This window comes from uncultured Maribacter sp. (assembly GCF_947500405.1).
GTDB lineage: Bacteria > Bacteroidota > Bacteroidia > Flavobacteriales > Flavobacteriaceae > Maribacter_B.
Map to the genome: position 1 here is coordinate 281,474 of NZ_CANMRY010000004.1, position 18,520 is coordinate 299,993.

Consider the following 18,520-nt stretch of genomic DNA (forward strand, 5'->3'; position numbering starts at 1 on the left):
ATAAAATATACCTATATGAAGGTTTTTACATTAATTTAATAAAAAATATAGTTCCCCTTACTTAAAGCATTAAAGCACCATTTTAGGTGCTTTTTTGATTAATAAATTTTATCTTACTGGCATATCTGGAGAATAAGTATGGTGAAATTTAAAAAAATAGCCGTTTATATATTACTGTTGTTAGGTGTGTTAATTTTAATAGGCTATCTAATAATATGGCATCTTAAGCCAGATTATGAAGGTAAGATAGTAGATGCTGCTTTAGAAAAAGAAGTATCGGTTTATTATGATAAATACGGAATCCCACATATATTTGGGCAAACAGAAGAAGATGTTTATAGGGCTCTAGGTTATGTACATGCGCAAGACAGGCTTTGGCAAATGGAGCTAATGCGGAGAATTGCATCAGGAAGATTGTCTGAAGTTTTTGGTAAAGATTTAATTTCTACGGATAAATTTTTCCTCTCTTTAGATATAGAAGAAGCAACAAAGAGAACAGTTGCTAGTTTGGATGCAGACAGCCCTGTTGTAAAATTATCTAATGCATATTTGGAAGGTGTAAATAAATTTATAAAAGAAGGTCCTACGCCAATAGAGTTTTATTTAACCGGAATTAAAAAACAAAATTTTAGGTTAGAAGATATGTATAATACTATGGGGTATATGGCATTTAGCTTTGCCATGGCGCATAAAACAGATCCATTAATCACTAACATTAAAGATAAATTGGGAGAAGCCTATTTAGTGGACTTAGAAATAAATGTAGATACTAGTACCGTTTGGTTAAAAAATCATGAATCTTTAGAAGCAAAAAAAGGAATTAAAAACTCTGTAAGTGTATCTGTTTATAATGCTTTGAAAAACATAAGTTTACCTTTGTTTGAAGGGAGTAATGGGTGGGTTCTTTCTCCAGAAAAAACCAAAAATGGTGCCGTATTATTTGCGAATGACCCACATATAGGTTTTGCGCAACCTGCTGTTTGGTATGAGGCACATTTAAGTACGCCAACCTATGAAAAATATGGGTATCATTTAGGAGGAATTCCTTTTCCTCTTTTAGGGCATAATAGAAACTTAGCGTATGGCTTAACAATGTTTGAAAATGATGATGTGGATTTCTATTATGAAAAAACTAATCCTGCTGATAGTACAAAATATAAAACCCCAGAAGGGTGGAAGTCTTACTCCTACATAGCAAAAAAAATAAAGGTAAAAGACGAGCAAGAAATAAATTTCACCTATAAAAAAACAAAGCATGGTCCTGTATTAACGGGTATAGCTAAGCAAATAATGGAAGAAAAACCAATTAGTATGTCTTGGACCTATACGTTGTACGAGAATAAAGCTCTAGATGCTTTTTATAGTATATCTAAAGCAAATACTATAGCTGAATTTAAAAATGCTCTCCCAAATATTCATGCGCCTGGATTAAATGTTATGTATGGTGATGTAGAAGGAAATGTAGCTTGGTTTGCGTCTGCCAAATTACATACCTTGCCAAATGGAGCGCATTCTAAAATGGTTTTAAATGGAGCTGAAGGAAAAGAAGAACGAGTTGAATATTTAGATTTTAGTGAAAATCCTAAGGCTATAAACCCACCTTGGAACTATGTGTATTCTGCCAATAACCAACCAGATTCTGTCAATGGTAGGTTATATCCTGGTTATTATTTGCCGGAAAATAGAGCCAAAAGAATTACACAATTATTAGAGCCTAAAAACGATTGGGATAAGAAATCTGTGAGTAACATGATGCTAGATGTTACTTCTGTGGTTAATCCTATAGTAGTTGTAGGTTTAAGTAAGGTAATGGATGTTAAGTTACTGAATAAAAATCAAATAGAGGTTTTAGATATTTTAAAGGAATGGAATGGAGAATACTCTTTAAACAGCTATGAAGCAACAATATATCATAGGTGGATTTATTATTTTATAGAGGAAACTTTTTATGATGAATTGGAAGAAGAATTGTACTCTCAATTTTTAGCAACCCATTTATTAAAAAGGGTAATTGCTCCTATGGCATATAAATCAGAATCTGTATGGTGGGATAATAGTAGTACTGCTCAAAAGAAAGAAACAAAACAAGATGTGGTACATGCAGCTTTTAATAAAGCATGGAAATCTTTAGAAAAAGATTTTGGAAAAAATTATAAAGATTGGACGTGGAATAAAGTGCACACTTTAGAACATGAGCATCCAATTGGTAAAGTAGAAGCATTACGTTCCTTTTTTAATGTGGGACCATTTCCTGTAAATGGCACTAGAGAAGTCATAAACAACCTAGGGTTTTTATATAATGATACCGGAAGGTATAAAGTAACTTCTGGACCGTCTACTAGACGAATTGTAGATTTCTCCGATGTAGAGAATAGTATAAGTATATTGCCAACAGGGCAGTCTGGGAACCCCTTTAGTCCTCATTATCAGGATCAAGCAAAGATGTTTGTTACTGGGCAGTTCCGAAAAATGTTGCTGAATAAAAAAGAGATTCAAGAGACTTCAAAATCATTGCTTATATTTAGTCCAAAGTAAATAGGATTATGCTTACAAAAGTTTACGGTAGTTCTGTATTTGGTGTAGAAGCTACCACAATAGTTGTTGAAGTAAATGTAGATAAAGGAATTGGGTATCATTTGGTAGGTTTACCAGATAACGCCATTAAGGAAAGTAATTATAGGATTGCTGCTGCTTTATTAAACAACGGTTATAAAATTCCAGGAAAAAAGATTACCATAAACATGGCACCTGCAGATTTGCGTAAAGAAGGTTCTGCGTATGATTTAACGCTTGCTATAGGAATTCTTACGGCGTCAAACCAAATAGAATCTAATAATTTAGATTCTTATATTATAATGGGAGAATTGTCTTTAGATGGTAGTTTACAACCCATAAAAGGAGCTTTACCAATAGCTATAAAAGCAAGAGAAGAAGGTTTTAAAGGTTTTATACTTCCTAAAGAAAATGTAAAAGAAGCTGCTATTGTCTCCGATTTAGAAGTGTATGGCGTGGAAAATATAAAAGAAGTTATAGATTTTTTTGATAAAGGAACACCGCTAGAACAAACTATAATTAATACCAGGGAAGAATTTGCTAAAAGTTTAGATTTCCCAGAATATGATTTTTCGGATGTAAAAGGCCAAGAAAGTATTAAACGGTGTATGGAGATTGCAGCAGCTGGCGGACATAATATTATTCTTATTGGTCCGCCAGGAGCAGGGAAAACAATGTTGGCAAAACGTTTGCCATCTATTCTACCTCCAATGACATTGAATGAGGCTTTGGAGACTACAAAAATACATAGCGTTGTTGGCAAGGTTAAAAATATGGGGTTAATGAGTTTAAGACCATTTAGGAGTCCACATCATACCATTTCCGATGTAGCACTGGTAGGAGGTGGAGCATACCCGCAACCAGGAGAAATATCATTGTCGCATAATGGTGTCTTATTTTTAGATGAATTGCCAGAATTTAAAAGAGGAGTGTTAGAAGTAATGCGTCAGCCTTTAGAGGATAGAGAGGTAACCATATCTAGAGCAAGGTTTACGGTTACTTACCCTAGTAGTTTTATGTTGGTTGCTAGTATGAATCCTAGTCCTGGAGGGTATTTTAATGACCCAGATGCTCCTGTAACTTCATCGCCAGCAGAAATGCAGCGGTATCTTGGAAAAATATCGGGACCTTTATTGGATAGAATAGATATTCATATAGAGGTTACTCCTGTACCTTTTGAAAAGCTTTCTGAAGAACGTAAAGGAGAAAGTAGTGTAGAAATACGTAAGCGTGTTACAGCTGCTAGAGAATTGCAAACAGAACGATTCAAAGATTTAGAAAACGTGCACTATAATGCACAAATGAATACCAAGCAAATTCGAGAATACTGTAAATTAGATGCTACTTCTAAAGAGCTGCTTAAAAATGCAATGGAAAGGCTTAATCTTTCTGCTAGAGCCTATGATAGGATATTAAAAGTAGCACGTACCATTGCTGATTTAGAAAATACAAAAGAAGTAAACGGCACACATATTAGCGAAGCTATTCAGTACCGTAGCTTAGATAGAGAAGGTTGGTTGGGTTAAAATTGAAACTAATTCTAAATTAGGAATAGTTAGTATAAAATTCTATCAACTAAAATATATGGTTACAGTAAGAAATAATTGCCTTTTTTATATCCTTCTTACATTTTAAAAAATAAGTTAAAAGGATATTTATCATGTTTTTGTATAAAGATTTTTCTTATCTTTAAGAGTAGAGCTTAGTACTCTTTTAATTACCCCAAGTTTTACATAGTATAGACTTTAGAACATTTCCTTAAAAGTACCTCGAGCACTTCTTATTTCGGGGGTTAATTACTTTTCTGATTGTATTTTATATGAATTTTAAACGAAAAGTTATGTTACTCAAAAATAAAAAAGGCAAAGAACTAAATGAAGAAAACGAAATTGGAAATTGTTTAATTAGGATGGAACGTAGTTATAGGGATGTAATGCTCTTAAAAAATAGCCTATGTTCCTACTCTTGTGAACCACAAACCTATAAATTGTTTGAGGAGTTTGAAGATCTAAAATTAAACTTAGAACTATTACGAATATCTCATTTAAAATTAATAGATGCATTAAGACCCTCTGTTAATTTTGTAGAGTTAAAATTACAACAGGTAAATGATATAGTTAATAAGACTATTTCTTTAAAAGAAGAAGTACATAACTATATAAATTTAGTTAAAAAATAATTACACTATTCATTAAAAAATAATGTAATTATTTTTTAACCTAATTTCTGCATTTTAAATGTATTATTGAATTTATTTTAACTTTTAGAGGCTATATACTTCATTACAAAGTCTTCTAAAATGTTTAAAGGTATAGCTCCTTGAGAAATAACTACTTCATGAAACTCACGTATATCATATTTATCTCCTAAATCTTTCTTTGCTTTTGCGCGTAATTCTAATATTTTTAGCATACCAATTTTATAAGCTGTTGCTTGGCTAGGCATAACAATGTGTCTCTCTACCATTTTAACAGCATCTAGTTCGGCGTTAGGGGTGTTTTCTGTATAATATTTAATTCCTTCTTCTCGAGTCCATTTTTTGGAATGAATACCGGTATCAACAACTAATCTACATGCTCTCCATAATTCCATAGCTAAACGTCCAAAATCAGAATAAGGGTCAGCATAAAAACCCATTTCTTTTGGTATAAATTCAGAATACAAGCCCCAGCCTTCGGTATATGCAGTATAGCCCCCAAATTTTCTAAACATAGGTATACTATCTAATTCCTGCTGAATTGCTAATTGCATATGATGTCCTGGAATACCTTCATGATAAGCTAATGCTTCCATTTGATAAGTTGGCATTGATTTCATGTCATATAAGTTAGCGTAATAAATTCCAGGTCTGGAACCATCAGGAGCAGGACGATTGTAAAATGCTTTTCCTGCAGATTTTTCTCTAAATGATTCTACAGCTTTTACTAATATATCTGCTTTTGGTTTTGTTATAAATATTTCATCTAATCTAGTTTTCATGCTATCAATAATATGGACAGCTTTAGCTAAATAGGCATCTTTTCCTTTTTGGTTTTTAGAATAATAGAACTGACTGTCTGTTTTCATAAATTCAAAAAACTCTTGCAAATTTCCTTTGAATTTAACCTTTTTTCTAATTGCATTCATTTCTTCATGAATTCTTGCAACTTCTTTTAATCCTATTTCATGAATTTCATCTGAAGTTAAATTAGTTGTGGTTGTTCTCTTTAATGCATTATTAAAAAAAGCTTCTCCGTTGGGAAATTTCCACACGCCGTGGTCAGAATTCGCTCTTTTTTTCTGGTCTTTCATAAAAGAAATGAGGTTTTTATATGCAGGCTTCACAGATGTTAATAGAGCGTTGTTGGCTTGCGCTATTAAATTAGATTTTATGTTGTCCTCAATTTCTAATTTGTTTACTTTATTACTAAAGTCTTTTAGTAGAGTACTTTGTTTGTTAGTTTGATCAAATGGTTTTCCTTCTAGGATATTTTCAGAGTCTTGTATTACTTTATCAAAAACAAATTTTGGAGGGATAATATCAATAGCTTCTCTTTCTTTTAAATTTTCTATTAATTGTGTAAAAAACTTATTAAAATTTTCTAATCTAGAAATGTAAGCTTTCGCATCATAAACACTATCAATACTGTGCATATTTATCATAAATGCTGGTTTTCCAGATTGTGCTCCAAACATTTGGTTCACAGGATAGTTATACAAACGGTATTTGTAATCATTTATATTGTTTTCTATATTTTGTTTAAAGAGTTTATAGCTTAATAATACGTCTTGATTAAGGGCATTTATATTTACAGAATCTATTAGCCAAGCAAGTTTTTCCTTATTTAATTGTAAATCTCTTTCTTTTGCTTTGGGGGAATTATCATCTAATTTTCCATAGTCTTTTTTTATACCTAACCTTGTTTGAAATTCTGGATGTAAATCAACTAATTCATCAAATGATTTTTGAAAAAAATCATTAACCTTTTTTGATTCAGTTAATATTTCAATAGCTGAATATTGCTTTTCTTTTTTCTCTTTTTTACAATTAGCTAACAAAGTTATTACACTTAGTAATAGGAATGATTTTAAGAAATATTGCTTCATAAATTTGTGTTTTACAGTTGTTTTTTTTAAAAGTCACCATAAAGATATAAAGCTTATCTATCTTAAAAGCTATCTTAAGTAATTAATTTTAATGCTATTCCACTATACTAAAGTGTTTTATTATTAAAAGCGAAATTTTATAGAATATTTAAAGGTTTAGTACTATTACGAATTTTTCATTAAAAATTAATAGATGCTTTAATACCTCCTGATTAATTTTATAGAGTTAAAATTACAACAGGTAAATAACTTACAGAATAAGACTATATCTTTAAAAGAAAGAGTGTATAATTATATAAATTTAGTTAAATAGAATTTATGTGTCTGAGTTCTCTTTTTATCTTAGTAATTATACTAATTTTTAAATAATAAATATATATCGCATCAATTTTAGGGTTTACTTTAAAAATAATACAACGTGTATTTTGTGGGTGCTTTTGATTTTAGATTAATTGTACTTAAAACAGGTATCCTAAAATTAGTACAAGATATCGTTAATTCCTAATTTTGTTGTATGAAAGCAAGGTATATACAAGTAGAATCTCTTCCTAAAACATTAGAAAAAAAACTTCAAAAAAAGTATAAAAATCAGCAGTTATTTATAGATTGTTGTATTGCTGCAACTCCATTTAAAGAAAGAAGTAAAGGAAAAGAATTACTAAATTTTTTGAATACTCTAGAAGGTTTTAAAATAGACTATTTAAGTGTAGATTCTATAGATCAATTTGGGAGAAATTTACAAGATATTACAGCTACGATTAAAATTTTTGAAGAATTAGGAATAACAATTAAAATAGATAATTTAGGGATAGAGTCTTTAGTAAAAGGAAAGCCTAATGAAATCTTTGTTTTGTTATTAAAAGCATTTACAAATGTTTTTCAAATGGAAAAACAAAGTGCGTTAAAAATGCAGAAAAAAGGTATTTCAGTTGCAAAAGCAAAGGGAACTTATAAGGGTAGAGCAAAAGGCTCTGTAGAATCTAAAGAAGTTGTTCTTGAAAAACACAAAAAGGTGGTTGCTACTCTTTTAAAAGGTAAAACCTTAAGGGATACAGCTAAAATATGTAAAGTAAGTTTAGGTACTGTGCAAAAAGTCAAGAGACTTATTTAAAAATTATAATTGATACTCTCCTTTGTTATTCTGGTCTTTGTCTTCAAACTTTTGGGGCATAAAAAGATCCTTTAGTATATATCCGGTAATAACCGTTATGCCTGCAGATAATAAATGCATAGCATATTCCCAATGTAAAACATTTAATAAGCCGCCAGCAATTGTAGCAAGTATACCTAGTACTAAAGCAGCGTTCCATATAATTTGTATTAGTGTGTTTTTTGCTTTTCTATCTTCATCCATAAAATAAGCGGTGCCCTCCATAATAAACCATGCAATAAATGTAAAAGCAGTAACAATTTGAAAAAAGAGGGAGTATGGAAAATCTAATAGTTTTAGTACGCCATTTGTAGTCCAAAAAACTACTAAAATCATTTTTATATAATCTACAGTTTGTTTATCATTTTTTTTATTAAAACGAATAGTATATAATACACCAATTAATATAAACGACGCTATAATAACATGAAAAGCATATGGCCAATTTAATATTCTGGAAGCCATCCCTAGTAATAAGGTAGCAATAGAAATACGTAATGGGGTCTTTAGTATTTTATTTGTAGACATAGCTTTAATTTTGAATTATATGGCTTTTATATTGGCTTTTAAGCCCTCCATAATGCCTATAATGTTATTTACTGTTTCTTTTAAATAATATCTAATTAGAACATGCGGAATTCTTATGGTTGTAAATCCATTTTTAAAAGAGTGCATATCTTCCTCTAAATCATTAATAGCTTGTTCATGACTTAGTTTGTCATATTGAGAGTCTATTTCTATATTAAGTTTTACTCTAGAAATTGCAATGTCAATAGATTTTTTCCCGTCCCACCATTCTAACATAGCGCTTACACCAGCTTCTTTTAAACCATAATATAATTGTATAGCTTCTAATGGAGTGTTGTTTTTCTCTATTAATTTTTCTATTCTTGCCTGGTGTTTTTCACAAAGTTCTACACCAAGAGATTCCATAGCGTTTTTATGGTCAAGGTATCCTAATTCTTTATTGCATTCTAAGCAGGTCATTTATTTTTGGACATTAAAATTTGGGACTATTATAACCTTGCACTTTTAGTATTATTATATTCTTTCGATGTAATGCATAGTACTTTTAGACGAACTGCATTTTTTTAGACGAACTACACTTTAAATGTTAAAATTTGACTAGCTTTAAGTTCGTATATAGGCGGTATTACTGTTACTGAATTTTTATCTTTACAATATAGATAGTTCCGAATGAATGTAAAATACATAGATATTAATTGCGATGTAGGTGAGGGGGTTGCAAATGAATCTGATTTGTTTCCGTTTCTTACTTCTTGTAATGTTGCTTGTGGAGGGCATTTTGGTACAAAAGAAACTATGAAGACAACAGTAGATTTAGCAGTAAAATATGGAGTTAAAATAGGAGTGCATCCATCTTACCCAGATAAAGAGAATTTTGGAAGAGCTTCTATAAATATATCTAAAAATGCATTTGTTAATTCTATAAAAGAACAAATAAGTAATTTTTTAAGTGTTTTAAATGAAAAGAAAGTTGTTTTGCATCATATTAAACCACATGGTGCTTTGTATAATGATTTGGTTAAGAATAAAGAACTTGCCCAAACTTTTTTGGAAAGTATTTTAGCTTATAAAGAAAAGGCTTTAGTGTATTCGCCTTATAACTCAGTAATTGCAAAAGAAGCTTTAAAACAAGGTTTTAAGGTAAAATATGAAGCTTTTGCAGATAGAAACTATAATTCTGATTTAAGTTTGGTATCTAGAAAACAAAAAAATGCCTTAATAAGTAACTCTAAATCTGTGTTAGAACATATAAGTGTAATGTTGTTTCAGGAAAAAGTAAAAGTTATGTCAGGAGATTTAGTGGCAATACAAGCAAGTACTTTTTGTGTTCATGGAGATAGTTCTAATACATTAGATATTTTAACCTACCTTTCTAAGGAATTGCCAAAACTAAATATATTAAAAAGTGTCTAACTATACCATTTCTATAAGACCATTTGGACAGCATGCTATACTAATAGAATGGCCAAATATTGTTGATGAAGCTATTTTGGAAGATATTTTACAGTTTAAGACCTATTTAGCAAAGAATTTTTTATTTCCAGAGAAATGGGAAATCATACCATCATACAACTCTTTAACATTAGTAGAAAGAAATTTTCCAATAAATTTTAATGTGTTAAAACATAATATAAAGCAATGGTATTCTAAAAAAAGTGCCGTTGAAATTAAAAGAGAAAAGAATTTATGGAAATTACCTGTGTGTTATGACACTGATTTTGGAGTAGATTTAGAAGAAGTGGCAAGTACTGTAAATAAAAGCGTAGAAGAAGTAATAGCATTGCATACTAAACAATCGTATACGATTTATGGCATAGGTTTTCTTCCAGGTTTTATGTATTTGGGAGGTTTACCTGCAGATTTAGAAGTAAGTAGAAGGGAAGTCCCAAGGCAAAAAGTACTAAAAGGATCTGTAGGTTTAGCAGGTAAACAAACTGGAATTTACCCTCAACAATCCCCTGGAGGGTGGAATATAATTGGTAGTTGCCCTGTATCTATGTTTAAAGTAACAAGAGAAAACCCAGTATTTGTTAGTGTTGGAGATAAAGTTGAGTTCTTTGCTATAGAGAGAGCAGAATATAATTTATGTGCTATAGAAAATGAAGCTGGAGTGTATACTATTCAAAAAATTAAAATAGATGCTTAAAGTATTAGAGCAAGGTTTATTTACAACCTTACAAGACCAAGGAAGGTTTGGGTTTAAAGATAAAGGGGTACCAGTATCGGGTTCTATGGATACATACACCACTAAGGCTATAAATACTTTATTAGAGAATGCTTCCAATGCAGCGGTTCTAGAAATAACAATGACTGGACCTACGTTAGAATTTAAAGCACCTACCTATATATGTATTGGTGGTGCAAATTTTGTAGTAGCATTAAACAATGAGCCAATTTCTCTATACAAAATATATAAAGTAAAAGCCGGTGATGTGCTTTCTTATGGTAAATTAAACCTAGGTTTTAGGGGGTATTTAGGAATAAAAGGTGGTTTTAAATCTACTGTAATTTTAAATAGCTCTTCCTATTACTATCCAATAACAAAGTCTCGTTGTGTTAAAAAAGGGGAAGAATTAGATTATGAGGAGTGTCAAGACTTTAACCCAAAGATTTCTGAAATAAAAATAAGTTCTATTTTAAATAAAAATATACTAGAAATTGCAAAAGGTCCAGAATATAACCTTTTAAATCCGTCACAAATACAACAAATATTTACGACTATATTTTCTATATCTAATCAAAATGATAGAATGGCATATCAACTTCAAGAAAATATAGAAGGGATAAGTTATTCTATGTTAACATCAGCAACATTTCCAGGAACCATACAATTAACGCCATCCGGAAAGTTAATTATTCTTATGAAAGACGGACAAACAACAGGAGGCTACCCTAGAATATTACAGTTAACTGATAGAGCAATTTGTGTTTTGGCACAAAAAAAGTATGGAGATACAGTACGTTTTAAGTTGGTATAGAAATAGGATATTAAGAAAAGAATAAGTATTATTGTCTCATGAAAATAATAAAAACAATAGTTAGTATTAATATTATTGTCCCGTAACTGGGATGGTATAGTATTCTATTGTTTGGAAGCCTGTATCATAAAATTTATGATACAGGCTTTTTTTATGACCTAAATATTAGAAGTGAAAACTATTGAATATGATATGAAAGCACGTATTAATTGTTTGATTATAAGTTAGTTAATTAAAATTGATTAGACTTGAATTTGAACCAATAAAAAGTATAAACCAAATTGGTTTCAGTAAAGAATTATATTTGATTTGTTAAGAGTATCCAAGGAATATATAAAATAGAAAGATTAGTATAAATGGAATTAAATAAATACAGTAAAAACGTTACTCAAGATCCAACACAACCGGCAGCACAAGCAATGTTATATGCTATTGGTTTTAAAGATGAAGATTTTAATAAACCATTAGTAGGTATTGCAAGTACTGGTTACGAAGGTAACCCTTGTAATATGCACTTAAATGATTTAGCAAAATTGGTGAAAGAAGGAGTTAACTCTAAAGAAACTGTAGGCTTAATTTTTAATACCATTGGTGTTAGTGATGGTATATCTATGGGTACACCAGGAATGCGTTTTTCCCTTCCTTCTAGAGATATTATTGCAGATTCTATGGAAACGGTAGTACAAGGAATGTCTTATGATGCTCTAGTTACTGTTGTAGGTTGTGATAAAAATATGCCTGGAGCTTTAATGGCTATGTTGCGATTAAATCGTCCTGCAATTTTAGTGTATGGAGGAACAATAGAATCTGGTTGTCATAATGATCGAAAGTTAGACATTGTATCTGCATTTGAAGCATGGGGAGAAAAAGTAGCAGGCACTATGGATGAAAAAAATTATAAATCCATCATTAAGAAATCTGTGCCAGGAGCAGGTGCTTGTGGAGGTATGTATACGGCAAATACTATGGCCTCTGCAATAGAAGCATTAGGAATGTCTTTGCCTTACAATTCTTCTAACCCAGCAATTAGTAATAATAAAGAAGAAGAATGTATTGCTGCAGGAAAACAAATGCGTTTACTTATAGAAAAAGATATAAAACCTTTAGATATTGTTACTCGTAAATCATTAGAAAATGCTATTCGTTTAGTAACTATTATGGGAGGTTCTACAAATGCAGTATTACATTTTTTAGCAATTGCTAGAGCTGCAGATATAGATTTTACTTTAAAAGATTTTCAGCATATAAGTGACACTACACCATTTATTGCAGATTTAAAGCCAAGTGGTAAATATTTAATGGAAGATGTTCATAGAATAGGAGGAATACCAGCAGTTTTAAAATATTTATTAAAGAATGGTCTTTTACATGGAGACTGTTTAACTGTAACAGGAAAAACATTAGCGGAAAATTTAGAAAATGTTCCAGATTTAGAAGAAGGTCAAGATGTTATTATGCCTTTAGATAAGCCAATTAAAGAAACAGGGCATTTAAGAATGTTATACGGTAATTTAGCAGAGAATGGTTCTGTAGCAAAAATTACAGGAAAAGAAGGTTTGTTGTTTAAAGGAACAGCAAAAGTCTTTGATAGTGAGTATGACGCTAATGATGCTATACGAGGAGGTAAAGTAGAAAAAGGAAATGTAGTCGTCATTAGATATGAAGGACCTAAAGGAGGACCAGGAATGCCAGAAATGTTAAAACCAACTGCAGCAATTATGGGAGCTGGTTTAGGTAAAGACGTAGCGTTAATAACAGATGGTCGTTTCTCAGGAGGAACTCACGGTTTTGTTGTTGGGCACATATCTCCAGAAGCGCAAGAAGGCGGTGCAATAGGTTTGGTAAAAGATGGGGATGTAATTGTAATAGATGCAGAAACAAACTCTATAAATGTTGAAGTGTCTAAGGAAGAATTAGAAAAACGTAAAGAAGCATGGGTAGAACCAGCTTTAAAGTTTAAAAAAGGGGTATTGTATAAATATGCTCGATCAGTATCTTCTGCTGCGCAAGGATGTGTAACAGATGAGTTTTAGAACATTAATTAATTTAATTAACCCGTAAAAATCTGAAAAGATTGTTGGGTAAGGCTTATGGAAACATTAAAAGCAAAAAATAAAGAAACTAAAAAAACTACTATGAAAATTAGTGGAGCAGAAGCTATAATTCATTGTTTATTAGAAGAGGGAGTAGATTTAATTTATGGATACCCTGGAGGAGCAATTATGCCTGTTTATGATGAGTTGTATAAATTTCAGGATAAATTAACACATATTTTAGCTCGTCATGAGCAAGGAGCTACACATGCAGCACAAGGCTATGCTAGAGTAACTGGTAAAGTAGGTGTTGCAATGGCAACTTCTGGACCTGGAGCAACAAATTTAGTGACAGGTATTGCAGATGCTCAGATAGATTCTACTCCTATGGTATGTGTTACAGGGCAAGTATTTAGACACTTATTAGGGTCTGATGCTTTTCAAGAAACAGATATTATTGGAATTTCTACTCCAGTAACAAAATGGAATTATCAAATTACAAAAGCATCTGAAATTCCAGAAATAATGGCTAAAGCATTTTATTTAGCTCGTTCTGGAAGACCAGGTCCTGTTTTAGTAGATATTACTAAAAACGCACAATTAGAAGAATTTGAATTTTCTTATGAAAAATGTACAGGTGTGCGTAGTTATAACCCTGTTCCAAAACCAAAGCTAGATGCAATAGATGCTGCTGCAGAATTAATAAATAATGCTAAAAAACCATTTATTGTTTTTGGTCAAGGAGTAATTTTAGGAAAAGCAGAAGCAGAGCTAAAAGCATTAGTAGAAAAAGCTGGAATACCAGCAGCTTGGACAATATTAGGTTTATCTGCAATGGATACAGACCATCCTTTAAATGTTGGTATGGTTGGTATGCATGGTAACTATGGTCCAAATGTATTAACAAATGAATGCGATGTATTAGTAGCAATAGGAATGCGTTTTGATGACCGTGTTACAGGTAGGTTAGACGATTATGCTAAACAAGCAAAAGTTATTCATTTTGAAATAGACCCAGCAGAGATAAATAAAAATGTAATGTCTGATGTGGCGGTATTAGGAGATTCTAAAAAAACATTAGAATTAATTTTACCAAAAATTAAGGAAAATAAGCACGATGCTTGGCATAATGAATTCAAAGAAAAATATAAAGTTGAATTTGACCAAGTAATAAATGACCAACTTAACCCAACAAAAGAGGGGTTAACTATGGGAGAAGTGCTAAAAGAAATAAATATAGCATCAGAAAATAAAGCCGTAATTGTCTCAGATGTTGGACAACACCAAATGTTTGCTTGTAGGTATGCAAAATTTAACCAGAGTAAAAGTAATATTACTTCTGGTGGCCTAGGAACAATGGGATTTGCATTACCAGCAGCTATTGGCGCAAAAATGGGAGCAATGGATCGTGAAGTTGTTGCTATTATTGGAGACGGTGGATACCAAATGACAATACAAGAACTTGGCGTAATAAACCAACATAATGTACCTGTTAAGATAGTTGTGTTAAATAATGAGCACTTAGGGATGGTGCGCCAATGGCAAGAATTATTTTTTGATAAAAGATACGCATCTACAGTAATGACAAACCCAGATTTTGTAAAAATTGCAGAAGGGTATCATATTAAAGCAACTAGAATCTCTAAAAGAGAGAATTTAAAAGCTGCTATAGAAGAAATGATAGCTTTTAAAGGACCTTATTTCTTAGAAGTATGCGTAGAGAAAGAAGACAATGTGTTTCCAATGATTCCTTCAGGAGCTTCTGTATCAGAAATTAGATTAAAATAAACGTATTAATATATTGCTATACAAGCAAAATAGATAAGAGAAAAACCAATGGAAAAAGAAACGTATACCGTATCGGTTTATTCAGAAAATAATGTTGGATTACTTAATAGAATATCAGGGATTTTCCTAAAACGTCATGTTAATGTAGAAAGCCTTAATGTTTCTAAATCAGAAATAGACGGAGTTTCTAAATTCACAATTGTCATTGTAGAGAATAAAGAAAATGCTAGAAAGATTGTTGGTCAAATAGAAAAGCAAATAGAAGTTATTAAGGCCTATTATCATAAAAATGATGAAACCATATACCAAGAATCTGCTTTGTTTAAAATTAAATCGAGCTTACTTTTTGATGAAAGACAAATTCAAAATATTATAAAAGAAAGTAATTCGGAAATTGTAACGGTTTCTAGAGAATTTTTTGTTCTTTCAAAAACAGGAAGACGTTATGAGGTAGATGCTATGCATGATTTATTAAAACCTTTTGGAATAATGCAATTTGTAAGATCTGGTAGAATAGCGGTTACAAAAGAAGAAATGCCAATAACGGCATTATTAAAAGAATTTAATCAAAACTAAATAAATTAAAAACACTTAATAAGTACACAAATGGCAAATTATTTTAATACACTATCATTAAGAGATAAGCTTACACAGTTGGGAAAATGTAGGTTTATGGAATCTACAGAATTCTCTGATGGTGTATCTGCATTAAAAGGGAAAAAAGTTGTAATTATAGGTTGTGGCGCGCAAGGCCTTAACCAAGGGTTAAATATGAGAGATTCTGGCTTAGATGTTTCTTATACTTTAAGAGATGCAGCTATAAAAGAAAAAAGACAATCTTTTAAAAATGCTTCAGAAAACGGATTTACAGTAGGTACTTACCAAGAGTTAATACCTACAGCAGATTTATTAATAAACTTAACTCCAGATAAGCAACATACTGCAGTAGTAGAAGCAGTCATGCCATTAATGAAAAAAGGAGCTACGCTTTCTTATTCTCATGGTTTTAATATTGTAGAAGAAGGTATGCAAGTAAGAGAAGATCTTACTGTAATTATGGTAGCACCTAAAAGTCCTGGTTCTGAAGTAAGAGAAGAATATAAAAGAGGATTTGGTGTACCAACTTTAATTGCAGTTCACCCAGAAAATGATCCTCAAGGAAAAGGTTTAGCAGAAGCTAAAGCTTATGCTGTTGGTACAGGTGGAGATAGAGCAGGAGTTTTAGAATCTTCTTTTGTAGCTGAAGTAAAGTCTGATTTAATGGGAGAGCAAACTATTTTATGTGGTTTGTTGCAAACAGGTTCCATTCTTTGTTTTGATAAAATGATTGAAAAAGGAATAGACGCAGGTTATGCTTCTAAACTTATTCAGTACGGATGGGAAACTGTTACAGAAGGTCTTAAATATGGAGGAATTACTAATATGATGGATCGTTTATCTAACCCAGCAAAAATAAAAGCTTTTGAATTATCAGAAGAGTTAAAAGATATTATGCGTCCATTATTCCAAAAACATATGGATGATATTATGGAAGGTGAGTTTTCTAAAACTATGATGGAAGACTGGGCTAATGATGATAAAAATTTATTAGGATGGAGAGCTGCAACAGGAGAAACTGCTTTTGAAAAAACTACAGCTGGTTCTGTAGAGATTTCTGAGCAAGAATTTTATGATAACGGTGTGCTTATGGTAGCAATGGTAAGAGCTGGTGTAGAGTTAGCTTTTGAAGCTATGACAGATTCTGGAATTATTGGAGAGTCTGCTTATTACGAGTCGTTACATGAAACTCCATTAATTGCAAATACAATTGCAAGAAAAAAATTATTTGAAATGAACAGAGTAATTTCTGATACTGCAGAGTATGGTTGTTATTTATTTGACCATGCTTGTAAGCCTTTATTAGTAGACTTTATGAAGAATATAGATACTGATGTTATTGGTAAAAACTATGGAGAAGGTAAAGATTCTGGCGTAGATAATGCTAAATTAATTGAAGTAAATAAAGCACTAAGAGAGCACCCAGTAGAAATTGTAGGAGCAAGATTAAGAGCTTCTATGACAGCTATGAAACCAATTGTATAAATAAATTCCCTCCCTTGGGAGAACTTGAGGGAGTACAAAACCTATGACGTACTTCCCAACAATTGAGAATATTAAGAAAGCGGCGATAAACATTCAGCAAGTAGTGGATGTTACGCCGCTTTCTTTTAGTTTACGACTTTCTAAAGAATATAATGCAAGTATTTCTCTAAAAAGAGAAGATTTGCAAAGTGTACGCTCTTATAAAATTAGAGGAGCATATAATAAAATAAATTCCCTTTCTAAAAAAGAAAGAGATAACGGAATTGTATGTGCGAGTGCTGGTAATCATGCGCAAGGAGTAGCTTATGCATGTAATTATTTAGGTATTAAGGGTACAATATATATGCCAGCTGTAACTCCAAAACAGAAAGTAGAACAAACAAAATTATTTGGAGAGAGTTGGGTTACTGTTGTTTTAGAAGGAGATACTTTTGATGATTCTTACATAGCTGCAATGCAATATTGCGAAATAGAGAATAAAACTTTTATACACCCTTTTGATGACCCTAAAATTATTGAAGGACAAGGGACAGTTGGTTTAGAAATTTTAAATCAAACCAAAAAACCTATAGATTACATTTTTGTGCCAGTTGGCGGTGGCGGATTAGCTTCGGGCTTAATTGGTGTTGTAAAAGCAGCATCTCCCAATACTAAAATAATAGGAGTAGAGCCGCAAGGAGCTCCCTCTATGAAAACGTCAATAGATAATAATATAAATACGGAGCTCAAAAAAATAGATAAGTTTGTAGATGGTGCGGCCGTAAAAAGAGTAGGAGACCACACTTTTACTATTTGTAAGGAGAACTTACATAAGATGGTAACTGTAGCAGAAGGTAAAGTGTGTCAAACCATATTAGATTTATACAATAGAGATGCTATTGTTGTAGAACCAGCAGGAGCTTTAACTATTACATGCTTGGATATTTTTAAAGAAGAAATAAAAGGAAAAAATATAGTCTGTGTAATTAGTGGTAGTAATAACGATATTTCTAGAACTGCTGAAATTAAAGAAAGAGCCTTGCTATATGGAAAATTAAAACATTATTTTATTGTTCGTTTCCCACAACGTCCAGGCGCACTAAAAGAATTTGTGGCTGAAATTTTAGGGCCAACAGATGATATTACTCATTTTGAGTACTCCAAAAAATCTAATAAAGAAAATGCTCCCGCAGTAGTTGGAATAGAATTAAAAACTCCATCCGATTTACCTCCTTTAATTAAGAGAATGAAAGAGAATAATTTTTTTGGAGAGTACTTAAATGATAAGCCAGACCTTTTTCAATATTTGGTATAATAACATATATTGTTTCTTTCATGATATT

The 18,520-nt window shown here is 31.5% G+C and carries 15 protein-coding genes; 12 read left to right on the forward strand and 3 right to left on the reverse strand.

Translation table 11 applies throughout. The features are described 5' to 3' along the window. Window positions 1-138 precede the first annotated feature (138 nt). The 3 genes from Q0945_RS07730 to Q0945_RS07740 all read left to right on the forward strand — a co-directional run bounded on the left by Q0945_RS07730 (window position 139) and on the right by Q0945_RS07740 (window position 4,732). The gene (locus Q0945_RS07730; RefSeq protein WP_299433017.1) at window positions 139-2,535 is read left to right on the forward strand and encodes a penicillin acylase family protein; all 2,397 of its coding nucleotides are present in this window, start codon (window positions 139-141) and stop codon (window positions 2,533-2,535) included. 8 nt (window positions 2,536-2,543) lie between these two features. Beyond that, a complete protein-coding gene (locus tag Q0945_RS07735; protein ID WP_298486138.1) occupies window positions 2,544-4,079 on the forward strand; it encodes a YifB family Mg chelatase-like AAA ATPase in 1,536 nt (511 codons plus the stop codon). 314 nt (window positions 4,080-4,393) lie between these two features. Further along, complete coding sequence (locus tag Q0945_RS07740) at window positions 4,394-4,732, forward strand: hypothetical protein (protein ID WP_299433020.1); 339 nt, start codon at window positions 4,394-4,396, stop codon at window positions 4,730-4,732. A gap of 77 nt (window positions 4,733-4,809) precedes the next feature. On the opposite strand, the gene Q0945_RS07745 is transcribed toward Q0945_RS07740, so the two are convergent. After that, window positions 4,810-6,639 carry a DUF885 domain-containing protein gene (locus Q0945_RS07745; RefSeq protein WP_299433023.1) on the reverse strand — a complete coding sequence of 610 codons (1,830 nt, stop codon included), beginning with the start codon at window positions 6,637-6,639 and terminating at the stop codon, window positions 4,810-4,812. Window positions 6,640-7,153: 514 nt separating this feature from the next. Here Q0945_RS07745 and Q0945_RS07750 point away from each other — a divergent pair. Then, a complete protein-coding gene (locus tag Q0945_RS07750) occupies window positions 7,154-7,750 on the forward strand; it encodes a recombinase family protein (RefSeq protein ID WP_299433026.1) in 597 nt (198 codons plus the stop codon). A gap of 3 nt (window positions 7,751-7,753) precedes the next feature. Here Q0945_RS07750 and Q0945_RS07755 read toward each other — a convergent pair whose 3' ends face one another. Beyond that, window positions 7,754-8,317 carry a hypothetical protein gene (locus tag Q0945_RS07755; RefSeq protein ID WP_299433027.1) on the reverse strand — a complete coding sequence of 188 codons (564 nt, stop codon included), beginning with the start codon at window positions 8,315-8,317 and terminating at the stop codon, window positions 7,754-7,756. Window positions 8,318-8,332: 15 nt separating this feature from the next. Further along, complete coding sequence (locus Q0945_RS07760) at window positions 8,333-8,776, reverse strand: hypothetical protein (RefSeq protein ID WP_121066967.1); 444 nt, start codon at window positions 8,774-8,776, stop codon at window positions 8,333-8,335. A gap of 210 nt (window positions 8,777-8,986) precedes the next feature. Here Q0945_RS07760 and pxpA point away from each other — a divergent pair, with 210 nt between their 5' ends. From pxpA to ilvA, 8 genes are all read left to right on the forward strand, one after another. After that, complete coding sequence (pxpA, locus tag Q0945_RS07765; RefSeq protein ID WP_299433039.1) at window positions 8,987-9,730, forward strand: 5-oxoprolinase subunit PxpA; 744 nt, start codon at window positions 8,987-8,989, stop codon at window positions 9,728-9,730. Next, window positions 9,723-10,463, forward strand: a complete 741-nt coding sequence (gene pxpB, locus Q0945_RS07770; protein ID WP_299433042.1) for a 5-oxoprolinase subunit PxpB — start codon at window positions 9,723-9,725, stop codon at window positions 10,461-10,463. Before pxpA ends, pxpB begins: the two co-directional genes overlap by 8 nt. Beyond that, complete coding sequence (locus tag Q0945_RS07775) at window positions 10,456-11,295, forward strand: biotin-dependent carboxyltransferase family protein (protein WP_299433045.1); 840 nt, start codon at window positions 10,456-10,458, stop codon at window positions 11,293-11,295. The genes pxpB and Q0945_RS07775 overlap by 8 nt, the downstream gene beginning before the upstream one ends. A gap of 356 nt (window positions 11,296-11,651) precedes the next feature. Continuing rightward, entirely contained in the window at window positions 11,652-13,328 is a 1,677-nt protein-coding gene (ilvD, locus tag Q0945_RS07780) for a dihydroxy-acid dehydratase (RefSeq protein ID WP_299433048.1), read from the forward strand. A 57-nt stretch (window positions 13,329-13,385) separates the two neighbouring features. Further along, the gene (ilvB, locus tag Q0945_RS07785) at window positions 13,386-15,116 is read left to right on the forward strand and encodes a biosynthetic-type acetolactate synthase large subunit (protein ID WP_299433051.1); all 1,731 of its coding nucleotides are present in this window, start codon (window positions 13,386-13,388) and stop codon (window positions 15,114-15,116) included. 48 nt (window positions 15,117-15,164) lie between these two features. Next, window positions 15,165-15,692, forward strand: coding sequence for an acetolactate synthase small subunit (gene ilvN / locus Q0945_RS07790; RefSeq protein ID WP_299433054.1), 528 nt, complete (start codon window positions 15,165-15,167; stop codon window positions 15,690-15,692). 30 nt (window positions 15,693-15,722) lie between these two features. Next, complete coding sequence (gene ilvC / locus Q0945_RS07795) at window positions 15,723-17,198, forward strand: ketol-acid reductoisomerase (protein WP_299433057.1); 1,476 nt, start codon at window positions 15,723-15,725, stop codon at window positions 17,196-17,198. A gap of 43 nt (window positions 17,199-17,241) precedes the next feature. Beyond that, complete coding sequence (gene ilvA / locus Q0945_RS07800; protein ID WP_299433060.1) at window positions 17,242-18,492, forward strand: threonine ammonia-lyase IlvA; 1,251 nt, start codon at window positions 17,242-17,244, stop codon at window positions 18,490-18,492. The last annotated feature ends 28 nt before the right edge of the window (window positions 18,493-18,520 follow it).